The organism is Streptomyces sp. NPDC004838, assembly GCF_053600955.1.
Window position 1 is genome coordinate 272,666 of record NZ_JBSGAW010000003.1, and the last position, 17,404, is coordinate 290,069.

The 17,404-nt window shown below is 73.2% G+C and carries 2 protein-coding genes; both read right to left on the minus strand.

The window, feature by feature from the left end:
• Position 1: 1 nt before the first annotated feature.
• Positions 2-16,093, minus strand: coding sequence for an amino acid adenylation domain-containing protein (locus ACWEFL_RS05785; RefSeq protein WP_451707910.1), 16,092 nt, complete (start codon positions 16,091-16,093; stop codon positions 2-4).
• 199 nt (positions 16,094-16,292) lie between these two features.
• Entirely contained in the window at positions 16,293-17,330 is a 1,038-nt protein-coding gene (locus ACWEFL_RS05790) for an iron-siderophore ABC transporter substrate-binding protein (protein WP_451707913.1), read from the minus strand.
• Positions 17,331-17,404 lie beyond the last annotated feature (74 nt).

The following is a 17,404-nucleotide window of genomic DNA, read 5'->3' on the forward strand; positions in this document are numbered from 1 at the left end:
GTCACTCCTCATGGACAGGCATGGACAGGGCGTCGGTCGTCGTGGTCACGGCGGTGCCGCCCGCGGACAGGGCGGTGAACAGCTGCGAGAGCGGCCGTTCCGGGTCGGCCGCCGCGCTCCGCAGCAGCAGCCGGAATTCGTCGGCGAGCCGCCGCGCCCGGGCCCGGCCGAGCAGTCCGGTCGCGTACAGCAGCTCGCAGTGCACGGGCCCGTCGCCGCGCGGCTCGTAGAAGCTGAGCGTCAGCTCCGCCGGGACCCGGCCGGTCGGCAGGGAGTGGAACGCGCCCATCCCGCCCTCCAGCTCCGCGAAGTCGGCCTGCTCGTGGTGGATCACCATGACCTGCGGTCCCTCGGGGGGCAGACCGGTCGCATGGAGCACCTCGTCGAACGGGACGTCCTGCCGGTCCAGAGCGCTCAGCGTCGTCTCCCGTACGCGGGCCAGGAGTTCGCTGAAGGCCGGGTCTCCCGCGGTGTCCGTGCGGAGCACCATGGTGTTGAGGAAGCAGCCGACCAGATCGGCCAGCCGCTCCTCGCCCCGGCCGGCGACCATGGTGCCGATCGGCAGGTCGGTGCCCGAGCCGTGGGCGGTGAGGAGGGCCGACAGGGCCGCGTGCAGCACCATGAACAGGCTGGTGCCGCTCGCCCGCGCGAGCCGGTCCACATCGGCGTGGAGCCGCTCGTCCAGAACGAACGCGATGTGGTCCCCGCGGTGGCCGAAGCCGCCGTCGGGCACCGCCGCACTCGGCCCGTCAGTGGGCAGCGCCAGCGCGCTGGGGGCGTCCTTGAGCGTCTGCCGCCAGTACGCGAGCTGCCGTCCGCCCGCGCTGCCGGGGTCGGCGAGGTCGCCGAGCACCTCGTGCGCCCAGTGGGCGTAGTCGGTGTACGTCACCGGCAGCGGCTCCCACGCGGGCGCTCGGCCCAGCGACCGGGCCGCGTAGGCGGCGGTGAGATCGCGGAACAGCGGAACGACCGACCATTCGTCCACGGCGAGATAGTGCGCGGTGAGCAGGACCGCCTGGGAGCCGTCGTCGCCGGTGAGGAGCCGGGCGCGCAGGGGCACCTGCTGGTCCGGGCCGGGGGTCTCGGCGGCGAGTTCGGCGAGGCGGGCGTCCAGTTCGGCGCAGTGCTCCGTTTCGAGGGCGGGCGGTTCGGCGGGCCGCCGGTGCACGGCCGCGTCCCGCTCGGTGAAGGCGGTGCGCAGGGGTTCGTGCCGTTCGGCCACGTCGGCCAGTGCGGCCGACAGCGCCGCCGCGTCCAGTCCGCCGGGCGAGCGCAGGGCGAGTGCGTGGTCGAAGCCCGTGCGCCGTCGGTACGAGGACCACTGCCTGCGCTGTACGGGGGCGACGGGCGACTCGGCGTCGTCGCGATCCGCGCGGTGTCCGGCCGGGCGGAGCGGTGGGCGGGCGGGCGACGCGCCGTCGAGCTTGGCGGCGACGCCGGCGACGGTCAGCGCGTCGAAGACGTCCCGGATGCTCAGCTCGACCCCGAACTCGGAGCGGATCCGGCCGAGGAGCCGCATGGAGGCCATCGAATGGCCGCCCAGCGCGAAGAAGTCGTCGTGAACGCCGACGTCCTCCAGCTTCAGGATCTCGCCGAACAGCCGTGCGAGGCGGGTCTGTGTCGGTGTGGCCGGGGCCGCGTCACCGGTCATCGCGGACCAGTCGGGTACGGGCAGGGCCTCGCGGTCCAGTTTGCCGTTGGGGGTCAGCGGCAGAGGGCCGTCCAGCGGCACGACGAGGGCGGGCACCATGTACTCGGGCAGCAGCCCGGCGACGTGCGCGCGCAGCGTCCGTGGATCGGGTTCCCCGTGCGCGGCGCCGTCGCCGGGGACGCCGTCGGGAACCGCGTACGCCACCAGGCGGACGATGTCGCCCCGGCGGTCGGGCACCACGGCGGCCTGGGCGACGGTGGGGTGTGCCGCGAGTGCCGCCTCGATCTCGCCCAGCTCGATCCGGAAGCCGCGGATCTTGACCTGGGTGTCGACGCGGCCGAGGAAGTCGAGGTTGCCGTCCCCGCGCCAGCGGGCGCGGTCCCCGGTGCGGTACATGCGGCTGCCGGGCGGGCCGAACGGGTCGGCGACGAACCGTTCGGAGGTCAGCGCGGACTTGCCGAGGTAGCCGCGGGCGAGCCCGCGCCCGGCGACGTACAGCTCGCCCGCCACACCGGGCGGGACCGGGCAGAGCCGGTCGTCCAGCACATAGCAGAGGGTGTTGGGGTCGGGCCGGCCGATGGGCACGCGCCCGGCGGGGCGCCCGCCCGCCTGCCGGGCGGGCCACAGCGTGGAGTTGACGGTGGCCTCGGTCAGTCCGTACGCGGCGATCAGATCGGCGGTGGCGCCGAAGCGGTCGAAGAGGTCCGGGGGCACCGTCTCCGTGCCGACGAGGACCGTGGATCCCGCGGGCAGTTCGCACTCCGCCGGAAGCGCCGACACCAGGGAGGGCGGCAGGATCATATGGGTGATCCGCTGGTCCGCCAGGAAGTCGGTGAGCGCCGGTCCGGCGACGCGCGCCTCGTCGGGTACGAGGACGAGCCGGCCGCCGTGGCAGAGCGCCATCGCCAGTTCGAACACCGCGACGTCGAAGCCGATGGAGGCGAACTGGAGGACTCTGCTGTCGGTTCGCAGGCCCATCCGGTCGACGGCGGTGGCGACCAGGCTGGAGATGCCCTCGTGCGGGACGACGACGCCCTTGGGGCGGCCGGTCGAACCGGAGGTGTAGATCACATACGCGGCCTGGTGCAGGTTGACCGGCGGGCCGTCGGCTTCTGTCGTGAGCGGCCGGTCGAGTTCGGCGGCGGTCTCCGGGGCGTCGAGCAGGACCATGGACGCCCCCGCCGTGTCGGGGATCTTCCCGGCGACGGGTTCGGTGCCGACGACGACGGCGGCCCCCGAGTCCTCGATCATGTAGGCGAGCCGGTCGGCGGGGTGGACCAGGTCGAGGGGAAGGAACGCCGCGCCGAGCTTGAGGACGGCGAGCACGGTGGCGACCATGTCGACCGAGCGCGGCACGGCCACGCCGACCACGCTCTCGGTCCCCACCCCGCTCGCGGCGAGCAGCCGGGCGATCCGGTCGGAGCGGGCGTCGAGCTGGGCGTAGCTCACCGACCGGGAGGGCTCCACGACGGCGACCGCGTCGGGCCGTTCGGCGGCCCGCCGGGCGAACAGGGCGGGCAGCGAGGACTCTTCGACCGCCCGGCCGGTGGCGTTGAAGCCCTCCAGGACGAGCCTCCGCTCGTCGGGGGCGAGTATCTCCGCGTGGGAGAGGGGCTGTTCCGGTTCGGCGGCCACCGCCGAGACGAGCCGGCGCAGCGCGGCGGCGAGCCGCTCGGCGCTCTCCCGGTCGAACAGTTCGGTGGCGAACTCCAGCCGGCAGTCGAGCGTGCCGGTTCCGTCGGAGCCGGCCGCCGTCTGCTCGGTGAAGCTGAACACGAGGTCGAACTTGGCCGATCCGATCCGGAACGGCACGTACTCCACATCGAGTCCGGGCAGCTCCAGTTCGTCGCCTGTGCGGTGGTGGTAGCCGACCATCACCTGGAAGAGCGGGTTGCGGGCGAGTGAGCGCGTCGGGTTCAGCCGTTCGACGACGGACTCGAAGGGGACGTCCGCGTGGGAGAAGGCGGCGAGGTCGGTGTCGCGGACCCGCGCCAGCAGTTCGGTGAAGCTCGGGTCGCCGGTGAGGTCGGTGCGGAGTACGAGGGTGTTGACGAAGAAGCCGACCAGTTCGTCCAGGGCTTCTTCGCCGCGCCCGGCGATGGGCGAGCCGAGGGGGATGTCCGTACCGGCGCCCATGCGATGGAGCAGCGCGGCGACGGCCGCGTGGACCACCATGAACATGCTTGCGCCGCTCTCCCGTGCCAGCCGCTTCAGCCCCTGGTGGGCCTCGGCGTCGAAGGCGATGTCGAGTTCGGCTCCGGTGAAGGCGGGCCGGGCGGGCCGTGGCCGGTCGGCGGGCAGTTCGATCTCCTCGGGGACGCCCGCCAGTGTCGTACGCCAGTAGTCCAGTTGCCGGGCGGCCAGGCTCCGGGCGTCGGCCGGGTCGCCGAGGAGCCGCTGCTGCCAGAGCGCGTAGTCGGCGTACTGGACGGGCAGGGGCTCCCAGTTCGGGGCCGAGCCCGACCGGCGGGCGGCGTAGGCGGTGGCCAGATCGCGCAGGAAGGGCCGGTCCGACCACTCGTCGGTGGTGATGTGGTGGAGCAGGAGGACGACGGCGTGGTCCTCGGGCCCCACTGCGGCGATCGTCGCCCGGAGCGGCAGTTCGGCGGCGAGGTCGAACGGGCGGTTGACGGCGGCGTCCACGACGGCGGCGACCTCGTCCTCGGTGGCGCGGACGGTCTCCACGACCGGGTGCGCCCGCTCGACGGGCAGGACGCGCTGGCACACCTGCCCGTCGCGTTCGGCGAAGACCGTGCGCAGCGCTTCGTGACGTGCCGTCACATCGGCGAGCGCGGTGCGCCAGGCGTCCGGGTCGAACGCGCCGCGCAGCCGCATCACCAGCGGGAAGTTGTAGGCGGCCGAGGCGCCTTCGATCTGCTGGATCATCCACAGACGCTGCTGGGCGTGGGAGAGCGGCAGTTCGGCGGGCCGCTCCCCGGCGGTCAGCGCCGGTCGGTCGGCGGTCGGCGAGCCGGTCGCGCGCTCCACCAGTTCGGCGACGGTCGGTGCCTCGAAGAGGTCCCGGATCGCCAGCTCGGCCTTGAGCGCGGTGCGGGCGCGGCTGATGAGTCTGGTGGCCAGCAGAGAGTGGCCGCCGAGGTCGAAGAAGTCGCTGTCGATGTCGACGTCGCCCTCGGGGAGGGAGAGCACTTCGGCGAAGAGCGCGCGGAGCGTCTCCTCCTCGGGCGACCGGGGCGGGCGGGCGGTGCTCGGACGCGCGGGTCCGGGGGCGGGGAGGGCCGCGATGTCGAGCTTGCCGTTGACGGTCAGCGGCAGTGCCTCCACGGCGACCAGCGCGGCCGGGACCATGTAGTCGGGCAGGCCGGCCTTGAGATGGTCGCGCAGCCGTCGCGGCAGTTCCTCGGCCGGTTCGTCGCTGCCTTCCGTGCCTTCCGTGCCTTCTGTGCCTTCTGTGCCTTCTATGCCTTCTGTGCCTTCTGTGCTTTCCGGTACGACATAGCCGATCAGGCGTTTCGTCCCGGCGGTCGACGCCACGACGACGGCGGCGTGGGCGACCTCGGGGTGGGCGGACAGGGCGGCGGAGATCTCGCCGAGTTCGATCCGGTAGCCGCGGATCTTGACCTGGTCGTCGGTACGGCCGAGGAAGTCCAGTAGTCCGTCGGGACGTTGCCGTACGAGGTCCCCGGTGCGGTACATGCGTTCGCCGGGCGCGCCGTACGGGTCGGCGACGAACCGCTGTGCCGTCAGGCCGGGCAGGCCGTGGTAGCCGCGGGCCAGTCCGGCGCCGGCGATGTACAGCTCACCGGGGCAGCCCGGCGGGACGGGGCGCAGCATCGTGTCCAGCACGCGGGCCCGCGTGCCGCGGATGGGTGTGCCGACCGTGGGGGTCGGGCTGTCCTCCGTGGATCCGCCGAGGGTGTTGATCGTGTACTCGGTCGGGCCGTAGAGGTTGTAGCCGTAGGTGCCCTCGGTGCGGCGCAGCCGGGTCCAGACGGTGTCGGAGACGGCCTCGCCGCCGAGCAGGACCAGGGCGGGCCGGTGCTTGCCGGTGGTCTCGTCCTGGTCGAGTAGGCCCTCCTCGATGAGTAGTTGGGCGTAGGTGGGCGTCACGTTGACCACGTCGACGCGGTGCCGGTCGCAGTAGGCCACCAGGGCTTCGGCGTCGCGGCGCAGTTCTTCGTCGCAGATGTGGACCTCGTGCCCCTCGACGAGCCAGAGCAGTTCCTCCCAGGACATGTCGAAGGCGAAGGAGACGGTGTGCGCGATGCGCAGGCGTCGTCCGCCCGCGGCGGCGATCGCCGGGGCGAAGATCTCCTTCTGGTGGTTGAGCTGCATGTTCGTCAGCCCGCGGTACGGGGTGACGACGCCCTTCGGCCGACCGGTGGAGCCGGAGGTGTAGATGAGGTAGGCGGGGTGTTCCAGCCGGTCGGGCAGGTCGAGTGCGAACGCGGGCCGCTCGTCGTCGGTGATCGCTCCGCCGGGGAGGCCGGCGATCTCGGCGGTGACGGCCGGGTCGTCCAGGAGGAGTTCGGGGGCGAGCGGGCCGGAGGGGCTCCGGAGCGTGGGGGCGACCGCCGTCGTGGAGAGCAGGCACAGGGGTCCGGTGTCCTCGACCATCAGCCGGAGCCGGTCGGCGGGGTGGTCGAGGTCGAGCGGCAGATAGGCGGCGCCGGTGCGCAGCACCGCGAACAGCGCCACCACCGTCTCGATGGAGCGCGGCAGCGCGAGGGCGACGGCCTTCTCGGGTCCCACGCCGAGGGCGAGCAGCCGCCGGGCGAGCCGGTTGATCCGGGTGTCCAGCTCGGCGTAGGTGAGTGCGTGCTCGCCGAAGACCAGCGCCACCGCGTCCGGGGTGCGGACGGCCTGGGCCGCGAGCATGTCGGCGACGGTCTCGTTCGGCACCGGGTCGTCTCCGGCCGCCCATGCGGAGAGGAGGGCGGCACGTTCGCCGGGCAGCAGCAGGTCGAGGGAGCCGACGCATGCGGACGGGTCACCGGTCAGCCTCTCCACCAGGGTCCCGAAGCGCTCCAGCGCGGCCCCGGCCTGCTCGTCGTCGACCAGGTCGGGGCGGTACTCCAGCTTCACCCTGATGACTTCGGCCGGGTTGACGATCAGGGTCATGGGGTAGTGGGTGGCGTCGACGCTGCCCACGGCGGTGATGCCGTGCCGTTCGGTCAGTCGCCGGAACGCGCCCTCGTCGGCGAAGTTCTGCAGCACGTACAGGGTGTCGAAGAGGTTCGGGTGGCCGCCGGCGCGCTGGAGTTCGGCCAGGCCGAGGTATTCGTGGTCCATCAGCGCGACCCGCTCGGACTGTACGCGGCGCAGGAGGTCCACGACCGGCTCGCCGGCGTCGAGGGTGACGCGCTGGGGCACGGTGTTGAGGAACATGCCGATGGTGGTGTCCGCTCCGGGCAGGTCCGCCGGCCTTCCGGCGACGGTGGTGCCGAACACGACGTCGGTGCGGCCCACGGTCGCGGAGAGCACGAGGGCCCACGCGGCGGAGAGCACCGCGTTGATCGTCAGTCCGTGCTCGCGGGCGAAGGCGCGCAGGCGGTCGCTCAGCTCCGGGGTGAGATCGAGGCCGCGGCGGTGTGGGATCGTCGGTTCGTCTCCCCGGTTCCGTGCGATGAGCGTCGGTTCGTCCAGTCCGGCCAGCGCGTGCCGCCAGCGGTCACGGGCGTCGTCGGCGTCGCGTTCCGCGAGGCGGGCGAGATGGTCGCGGTAGCTGCCGGGTGCGGGCAGCGCGGTGTCCTCGCCGGACGTGGCGTAGAGCGCGAGGAGTTCGTCGAGGAAGAGGGACTGCGACCAGCCGTCCCAGGCCACCAGATGGTGGCTGAGCATCAGGCGGTCGGTGTTCTCGGTGAGCCGGATGAGTTTCAGCCGGAAGAGCGGAGGCGCGGCCAGGTCGAACCGCTGCCGCCGGTCGGCGTCGGCGATCCGGTCGAGCCGTGTCCGCCGCTGCTGTTCGCCGAGTCCGCTCAGGTCGACCTCGGTCAGCGGTACGGGGACGTCGGCCGCCGGGCAGACGAACTGCACGGGTGAGGGGAGGCCGTCGCCGGTGATTCCGGCGCGGAGGCTCGGGTGGCGGCGCAGCAGTGCCGCGCACGCGGAGCGGAGCCGTTCGGCGTCGAGGCGGTGGCCGAAGTCGAAGGTGTCCTGTGCGGTGTAGACGTCGAGTGCGGATGTGTCGTAGCTGGAGTGGAAGTGGATGCCTTCCTGAAGCGGTGACAGGGGCCAGATGTCGGCTACGGGCAGGGGGCTGACGCGCTCGATCAGGTCGATGTCGGCCTGGGTGAGCGGGACCAGGGGCACGTCGGAGGGGGTGAGGGCGCGCGCCGGTGCCCCGGACTCCGAGGTCCGCGCGATGAGTTCGCGCAGTGCCGCCGCCCAGGCGCGGCCGAGCGCCCGCACATCGTCCTCGGTCAGGGCGTCGTCCTGGGTCCAGGTCCAGGTGGCGCGGAGTTCGGGGCCGTGCGGGGTGTCCGCGCAGACGGCGTTGACCTGGAGTGCGTACGGCATGGCGAGGTCGTCGTCGGGTTCCGCGGACAGGGCGTCGGCCTCCGCGGCGGGGGCCCAGTCGCTGGTCTGCTCGGCGGGCAGCCGGCCGAGGTAGTTGAACAGGACCTGTGCGGTGGAGAGCCGGGCGAAGACGGGGGCGAGTTGCGGGTTGAGGTAGCGCAGCATGCCGTACCCCTCGCCGGATCCCGGTGCGGACCGCACGGCCTCCTTGACGAGCTTGAGCACGTCGAGCACGTCGAGTGCGTCAAGTGCATCGCGGGCGTCGCGGGCGTCGTCGGTCGCGGGGAGCCGTACGGGATGCAGGCTGGTGAACCAGCCGACGGTACGGGACATGTCGAGGTCGGCGGCGTCGCGTCCGTGGCGTTCGAGGTCCACCAGCAGGTCGCGGTCCCGCCCGTCGCGCCCGCCCGGGTCGTTCAGGCCGGACAGGTCGTTCAGGCCGGACAGGTCGTTCAGGCCGGACGGGTCGTTCGGGTCGTCTCGCCGGCGCGATACGGCGAGCCGCAGCCCCGTGAGGAGGACCTCGGTGACATCGGCTCCGGCGGCTGCGGGCACCGTGGTGAGGAGCGCGCGGGTGTCCTCGGTGGACAGGGTGACGAGGTGTTCCCGCGCCGTACCGGCCGTTCCGTGACGAGTGGCGTCCTGGGCCAGTTCGGCTCCGGGCGCCAGGGTTTGGGCCCAGTAGGGCAGTTCGGCCTGCCGTAGCGGTGAGGTCGCCTGCTCGGCCACGTCCCGCGCGAACCGCCGCAGCGAGGTGGGCACGGGCTCCAGCACGGGCCGCTCCCCCCGTGAGACGGCCTCCCAGGCGGTGGCGAGATCGCCGAGCAGTACGCGCCAGGAGACGCCGTCCACGGCCAGGTGGTGGACGGTGAGCAGCAGCCGGCCCGGCCGGTCGCCGCCCGCGTCGAACCAGACCGCCCGCAGCATGACGCCGTTGTCGGGATCGAGCCGCGAGGCGGCGGCGTCGGACTCCTCTGCGATCGCCGCGCGGAGTCCGCCGTCGTCGAGACCGCGGACATCGACGCTGTGGAGCAGTGACGTCGCGTCCACCGCGCCGACGGCCCGCGTCCGTGCCGACCAGAGGGCGGGGATCGCCGGTCCGAGGTCCATGCGGGAGAGCGTGAGCCGCAGCCCCTCGTGGTGGTCCACGACCGCCTGCACGACGCGTGCCAGCGCGTCGGCGTCCGCGGCGGCGGGGGTCTGGAGCAGCATCGACTGGTTGAAGCGGCCGATCGCGCCACCGTCCTCGCGGAGCTGGTGGACGATGGGCAGCAGCGGCACTTCGCCCACACCGTCGGAGGCGGGGGCCGACGCGGCCGCGGTGCCGGGGGCGTCGGACCCGTCTGTGCCGTCGGGGGCTTCCGAGCCGTCGGGCGCGGCGACGCGGACCGCCAGCGCGGCCGGTGTGCGGTGCTCGAACACGTCCCTGGGGCTGATCGGCACCCCGGCCGCGCGGGCGCGGGAGGCGACCGACATGGACAGGATGCTGTCCCCGCCGAGGGTGAAGAAGTCCTCGTCCGCGCCGACCTCTTCGAGTCCGAGCACGGCGGCGAAGATCGCGCAGAGCCGTTCTTCGCGGCCCTGGCGCGCGGTCCGTCCCCGGCTCCTGTGGACGTCGGGGGCCGGCAGGGCCTGGAGGTCCGTCTTGCCGCCCGGAGTCAGGGGCAGCGCGTCGAGCGTGACGAAGTGGCCGGGCACCAGGGGCGCGGGCAGCGAACCGGCCAACGAGCCGCGTACGGCCGCGACATCGAGCACGGTTCCCGCGGCGGGGACCAGATAGGCCACCAACCGACCGGCTCCCCCGTCGTCGCCGCGGGCCACCACCACCGCGTCGCCGACGGCCGGCTCGTCGCGCAGCAGTGCTTCAATCTCGCCGAGTTCCACCCGGTTTCCCCTGATCTTGACCTGGTGGTCGGTGCGCCCGAGGTAGGTGAGCACTCCGTCTCCACTGAACCGGACCATGTCCCCGGTGCGGTACATCCGCTCTCCCGGTCCGCCGAACGGATCGGCGACGAAGCGCTCCGCGGTCAGCGCGGTGCGTCCGTGGTATCCGCGGGCCAGTTGCGCGCCCGCGATGTACAGCTCGCCCGGCTCCCCTTCGGCGACAGGGCGGAGGTACCGGTCGAGGACGTGGAGCCGGGTGTTCCACGCCGGGCGTCCGATGGGCACGGTGCTCTGCTCGCCCGGCTCGGAGCCCGCCTCCCAGCCGGTGACCTGGATGACCGCCTCGGTCGGCCCGTAGACGTTGAACAGGGGTACCCCGGTGCGCTCGCGCCAGCGCCGCGCGAGCGGAACGGACAGCGCCTCTCCCCCGCTGAACGCCCTGCGCAGACTCGCCCACCACGGCGGGCTCCCATCGGCTTCCTCGGCGAGCAGCGCGCCGTAGAGCGAGGGCACGAAGTCGACGACGGTGACCCGCTCGCGGCGGATCAGCCCGGTGAGGTACGCCGGGTCGCGGTGGCCGTCCGGCTTGGCGATCACCACGGTCCCGCCGGTGAGCAGCGGGGCGAAGATCTCCTGCACCGACGGGTCGAAGGCGGTCGAGTACTGGTGCAGCACCCGTTCGCCGGGGCCGAACCCGAACCGTCCGGCCGCCCAGGACAGTTGCCCGACGACCGCCCGGTGCGTCACCGCCACGCCCTTGGGACGGCCGGTCGACCCCGAGGTGTACATCAGATACGCGGCACTGTCCGGATCGGCGGACACGAGATCGGCCACCGGAGGCACAGGGCCGAGCACGGTCGGCACGGGGCCGGGGGCGGTCGGCACGGAATCGGGCGCGGTCGGCACGGGGCCGGGGGCGGTCGGCACGGAATCGGGCGCGGTCGGCACGGGGCCGGGGGCGGCCGGTACGGAATCGGGCGCGGTCGGTACGGAATCGGGCGCGGTCGGCATGGGGCCGGGTGCGGCCGGTACGGAATCGGGGGCGGCGGGCGCCCCGTGCCCGCGCTCCCCGAGGAGGACCGGGGTCACGCCCTCCAGTTCGGGCAGGCGGGCCCAGGACTCCCCGGTGGCGACGACCGTCCGTGCGCCCGAGTCGGCGAGCAGATACCGGATCCGGTCGGCCGGATGGTCGAGGTCGACCGGCAGATAGGCCGCGCCCGCCTTGAGGACTCCGAGCAGGGCGGCCGGCGAGTCGGCCGACCGGGGGACGGCGACCGCCACGACGGTCTCGGGGCCCACGCCGTGGGCGAGCAGCCGGTGTGCCAGCGACTCGGCCCGCTCGTCCAGTTCGGCGTACGTCGTCGGCGCGCCCTCGTCGACGAGCGCGGTCGCGTCCGGGGTGCGGCGGACCTGTTCGGCGAAGGCTCCGTGCAGCGTGCCGCCGGGGAGGGCGTGTTCCGCTCCGGCGAGGCGGCCGGGCGTGCTCGGCTGCTCGTCCGCGGGGCGCGTGGCCAGCCGTGCGACCGGAAGCCGGGGGTCGGCGATCACCTGGCCGAGAAGTGCCCTCAGCCGGTCGACGAACCGCTGGGCGGTCGCCGTGTCCAGCCGCGCCAGATCGTGTTCGAGCCGCAGTTCGAGCCGTTCGCCGGGGAGGGCGGTGAGCGCCAGCGGGTAATGCACCGCGTCGCGTATGTGCGATCCGGTGATGCGTACCCGCCCCGACGGATCGGCCGGTTCACCCGCGGCGGGAAGGTTCTCCACCACGACGAGCGCGTCGAACAGTTCACCGTGACCGACGGCCCGCTGGATGTCGGCGAGTCCGAGGTGCTGGTGCTCCAGCAGTTCGGCCTGCTCGTCCTGGAACCGGGCGAGCACATCGGCGATCGGCTCTTCGGGACGCCGGCGCAGCCGGGCGGGCACGGTGTTGATGAGCAGGCCGACCAGGGCCTCCACATCCGTCACGGCGGCCTGCCGGCCGGAGACCGTGGTGCCGAGGACCAGGTCGTCGGAGCCGACGACATCGCCGAGCACCAGACCGAATCCGGCCTGTACGACGGTGGCGAGGGTCAGCCCGAGCCGCCGGGCCCTCGCGGTGAGCGCCGCCGTGTCCGCCGCCGAGAGCCGTAGGGTGATCCTGCCGGTCCCGCCGGGGCCGGGCTCCCCCGCGCGGACGGGCAGCCTGGTGGGTGCGTCGAGCCCCGCCATCGCGTCGCGCCACGCGCTCCGTGCCCGCTCGCGGTCGCGTCCGGCGAGCCAGGCGGCGTACGCCCGGTAGGTGTCGGCGGGCCCTGCGGGCTCAAGGGGCGCGGCCACGGCTCCGGGCCGGTAGCCGTCCAGCAGCTCCCGCATGATGAGCGAGACCGACCAGCCGTCGACGACGATGTGGTGCAGAGTCAGGACCAGCAGGGAGCGCTGGTCGCCGAGGCGGATCAGAGCGGCGCGCAGCAGCGGCGGGGCCCCGAGGTCGAAGCTCTCCGCCCGGTCCGCGGCCGTGATCTCCTCGATGGCCGCGGCCCGCTGGGCCGCGCCGAGTTCCGAGAGGTCGGCGAAGCGCCAGGGCAGCTCGGTCCGTTCGCCTATGAGCTGGACTATCCGGCCGTCCGCGCTCTGGTGGAAGGCGGCGCGGAGCAGCGGATGGCGGTCGAGCACGCGCTGCACGGCCGCCCGCATCGCGTCGGCGTCCACGTCGCCGGCGAGTTCGACGGTGTCCTGCACGGCGTAGCCGTCCGCGCCCTGCCCGTCGACGGCGGCGTGGAAGAAGAAGCCCTCCTGCAGGGGTGTGGCGGGGAGGACGTCGAGGAGATCCGGGACGGTGGAGGTGAAGTCGGCTCGCTCGGCGTCGGTGGTCGGGACCAGGGAGAACGGCGGAGGCGTCGCGCCGGGCGCGGGCGGCGGCGCTGAGCTGCCGTGGGCGAGCGCCGACACCGTACGGCGGCGGAACACGTCGCGAGCGGTGATCGCCAGTCCGGCGGCGCGGGCGCGGTTGACGAGCTGGATCGCGACGATGCTGTCCCCGCCGAGTTCGAAGAAGCTGTCGTGGACGCCGACCGTCGGCAGGTCGAGTACTTCGGCGAAGAGCGCGGCGAGCGCGGCCTCGGCGGGCGTCGTGGGTGCGGCGTCCCCGGTCATGGCGGTCCACTCCGGCTCCGGCAGTGACCGGACGTCGAGTTTTCCGTTGGGCGTCAGCGGCAGTGCTCCGGCGAGGGAGACGACGGCCGACGGGACCATGTGGTCCGGCAGCGTCCGGGCGATCCGTGCCCGCGCCGCGGCCACGGACTCGGCGGTGGGCCCGCCGTCCTCGTCGCCCTGGCCGCTCTCGCCGGACTCGCCGCTCTCGCCGGTCAGATAGGCGACGAGGCGCTTCGCGCCCCGATGGTCGTCGCGGACGAGGACGGCGGCCTGGGAGATGCCCGGACAGGCCATGAACGCGCTCTCGATCTCGCCCGGTTCGATCCGGTGGCCGCGGATCTTGAGCTGGTGGTCGGCGCGGCCGAGGAACTCCAGGTCGCCGTCGGGGTTCCAGCGGACGCGGTCGCCGGTGCGGTACACGCGTGCGCCGGGCGGCCCGTACGTGTCGGCGACGAACCGTTCCGACGTCAGCCCCGGCCTGCCCAGGTAGCCGCGGGCCAGTCCGCGCCCGCCGACGTACAGCTCGCCCTCGACGCCCACGGGAACCGGACGCAGCGCCGCGTCGAGCACATAGGCGCGGGTGTTGGGGTCGGGCCGGCCGATCGGGGCGGGCCCCGGACGGCCGGGCTCGGCGTGCCACAGCGTCGAGTTGACCGTCGCCTCGGTCAGTCCGTAGGCGACGACGATCCGCAGCCGCCCGGACCAGCGGGCGATCAGCTCGCTCGGGACGGCCTCGGTGCCGACCACGAGCACCGCGCCCGCGGGCAGTTCGCACTCGGGCGGCAGCGCGGAGACGAGCGACGGCGGCAGGATCATATGGGTGGCCCGGTGCCGCTGGATGTACTCCGTCAGGGCTGCCCCGGCGACCCGGCGTTCGGCGGGGACGATGATGATCCGGCCGCCGACGCAGAGCGACATGACCAGGTCCCAGACGGTCACGTCGAAGCCGACCGACGCGAACTGCACGACGCGGCTCTCCGCAGTGACTCCGATCCGTTCGGTCGCGGTGGCGATCAGGCTGCCGATGCCGTCGTGCGGGACGACCACGCCCTTGGGGCGGCCGGTGGAGCCGGAGGTGTAGATGACGTACGCGGCCCGGTCGAGGGCGATCGGCAGGCCCGGGTCGGAGTCGTCCAGCGCGGCCAGTTCGGCGGCCACGGAGGGATCGTCGAGGAGGAGACGCCCGCCGGGCACGGCCGGAAGTCCGCCGGGCGCAGAGGGGAATCCGTCGGGCACGGGCGGGAGTCCGTCGGCCGACTCGCGGGTGGTGAGGACGGTCCGGGCGCCGGAGTCGGAGAGCATGTAGGCGATGCGGTCGCGGGGCTGGTCGGCGTCCAGGGGCAGATACGCGGCTCCCGCCTTGAGCACCGCCAGCAGGGAGACGACCAGTTCGGGCGAGCGGGGCACGGCGACGGCGACGATGTCCTCGTCGCGGACGCCTCGCGCGATCAGCAGCCGGGCCAGCCGGTTGGCGGCGGCGTTGAGCTGCGCGTACGTCAGCTCGCGGTCCTCGTACACGAGCGCGACGGCGTCCGGCGCGAGGCGCACGCGCCGTTCGAACGCCGCGGGCCAGGACAGTTCGGGGGCCTCGTACGGCGCGACCGAGAAGGTGTCGAGCAGTCGGGTCCGCTCCGCGGGGGAGGTCAGCTCGATACGGCCGATGGGGCGGTCCATCCCCGCCACGAGAGCGTCCAGGAGCAGCAGGAACCGGCGCTCGTGGTCGTCCAGAGTCCGCTGGTCGCACATCTCCGCGTCCGCGTCGAAGTCGATGCGGACGCTCCTGCCCGCCCCGCTCTCGGAGACGGTGATCGCGAGGTCGCTGACCGGGCCGAGCCATGTGGGCCGGAAGTCGGTCTCGTGGTCGCGGAAGCGGAGCCCTTCGCCGAGGGAGAGCAGGACGTTGACGGTGGGTCCCACGAGTTCCGGCACTCCGTCGGCCAGAGCGAGGTCTCTCGCCAGGTCCTCGGCACGGTAGCGCCCGTGTCGGACCGTCTCGGCGATCGCGGACCGTACGACGTCCACGAGTCCGGATCCGGTCAGGCCCCCGTGGACGGAAAGGCGCAGCGGGAGGACGTTGGACGTCATGCCGGGGATATTCGCCGCGTCGGCGTCCGGCCGGGCGGCGACCGGCAGGCCGAGGACGAGGTCCTGCTCGCCGGAGACCCGGTGCACATAGGCGGCCACGGCGGCCACCAGCAGCCGGGACAGCCGGACGCCCGCGCCCGCCGCGGCGACGCGCAGCCGGGCCGTGTGCTCGGGGGAGAGCTCCGCCGTGCGCCGTACGCGCCGGGTCATCGGCGTCGGCGCGCGCTCGACGAGGCGCACGGGTTCCGGCCGGTCGGCCATGCGGCCGAGCCAGTAGGCGCGGTCCGCCCGGTGCTGTTCGGAGTCGCGGTAGGCCCGGTCGGAGTCCACCAGCCGGGACAGCTCCCAGTGCGGGGCTTCGGCCGGGTCCCCGGCGGTGTAGAGCTCTCCGGCCCGGCGGGTGATCAGGGCGATGCTCGTGCCGTCGACGACGATGTGGTGGTAGCGCTGGTACCACAGGACGCGGTCGTCCCCGAGGCGCAGCAGCGCATGGGCGAAGAGGGGGCCGCGCGCGAGGTCGGCGGGCCGGTCCCGGTCGGCCTCCATCCAGTCGGCGGCGGCGCCGTCGGGGTCCGGAACGCCGCGGAGGTCGACGGTGGGGACCTCGACGGGGAACCGCCGGGGCGTCTGGCGCGGTTCCCCGTTCTCGGATGTGAGGTACACGTGCAGGCACTCGGCCTCCTCGGCCGCCCGACGTACGGAGGCGGTCAGGCGGTCGAGGTCGGTGTCGCCGCGCAGTTCCAGGACGAACGAGACGTTGTAGGACGAGTGGTCCAGCTCGATCTGCTGGGCGAGCCAGATGCCGGATTGCCCGCCGGTGACGGGTATCCCGGCGGTTGTCCGGTCCGACTCGGCGTCATACATCGTCGATGGGCCTTTCCCTGGTGGTACGTGGGTGGTGGTCGACCGGACGGCTTCGGCAGGGCCCGGCGTCGTATCGGCCGGGCCGAGGGCGCGGTGTTCCGGGCGTCCCGCCCGGCGGGCGGCGTCCGCAGGGCAGGCGGGGGCCCGGGGCCGGCACTACAGCCGGCCGCCGGACCACCGCCGCTGGACGGTTGCTTGACTACTTGATGCCCTCGAGCATCGGGACGACCTGGTCGATGGCGTACGGGATCGACAGCACCGTGTTGAAGGAGAGCGCGGCTCCGATGTCGGGGCTGTCGTACGGCAGGAACAGATCCCGCTTCTCCTGGTGGACCTTGGTCTTCTTGTAGAGCGGGTCGGCCTTCAGGGCCTTCTCGGTCTCGGGGGTGCCCAGCCAGACCGTCCGGTCGGCCTCCATGACGTCGAGCCTCTCCGAGCTGAGGTCGGCGATGTTCTCCTTGCCCAGCGTCGTGCGGTACGCCTCGGGGGTGGTGAAGCCCATCTCGGAGAGGAAGACGACCTTCGGGTCCTTGGGCGAGAACGCCGCGAACTTGCCCGGCTCGTAGGGCTCGCCGACGGTGACCGTCTTGCCCTTCCACTCGGGGTGCTTGTCACGGACGGCCTTGAAGCGCGCGTCGACGCCGGCGATCAGCTTCTCGGTCTCCGCGTCCTTGCCCAGCGCCTTGCCTATCTGCTGGGTCATGACCTTCCACGGCGCCTGGTAGTCCTCGTGCCCCTTGGGCTGGGCGACGACTTTGAAGAGCTTGGAGAGCGTGTCGTACTGCTCCTTCTTCATGCCCGAGTACTGGGCCACGATCAGATCGGGCTTGAGCGCCACGATCTTCTCCATGTTGAACTCGTCGCGCTCCCCCACGATCTGCGGTGGCGTGGATCCCCACAGTTCCTTGGTCCAGGGCCACTTGCCGTACGGCTTCTCCTTGAACCAGTCCACCGAGCCGACCGGCTTGACGCCCAGCGCCAGCACCGTGTCCTGGTCGGAGAGCCCCAGGGTGACGACCTTCTTCGGCTCCGCCTCGATCGTCGTGCTGCCGTACTTGTGATCGACGGTGACCGGGAAGGCCGCGGACTTCCCGGTCGTCGGGCCGGAGGGCTCGGAGCCGGACTTCTCACCGCCGTCGCCGCAGGCGCTCAGGACGAGCAGGGCGACGGCGGCGACGGCCACGCGGGGGATGGATCTGGCCATCCTCGTCAGCGCGGGGCGTGTACCAACGGACACGGGTCTTTCCTTTCACAGGGGTTTCACGGTGCGTGCCACGCCCGCCCGGCGTGGGACGGCTGCGAGGCGGGAGA

What these genes read in the sequence shown, in the direction of transcription:
- ACWEFL_RS05785 (WP_451707910.1), bottom strand. Translation starts at nt 16,093, where the DNA reads ATGTATGACGCCGAGTCGGACCGGACAACCGCCGGGATACCCGTCACC.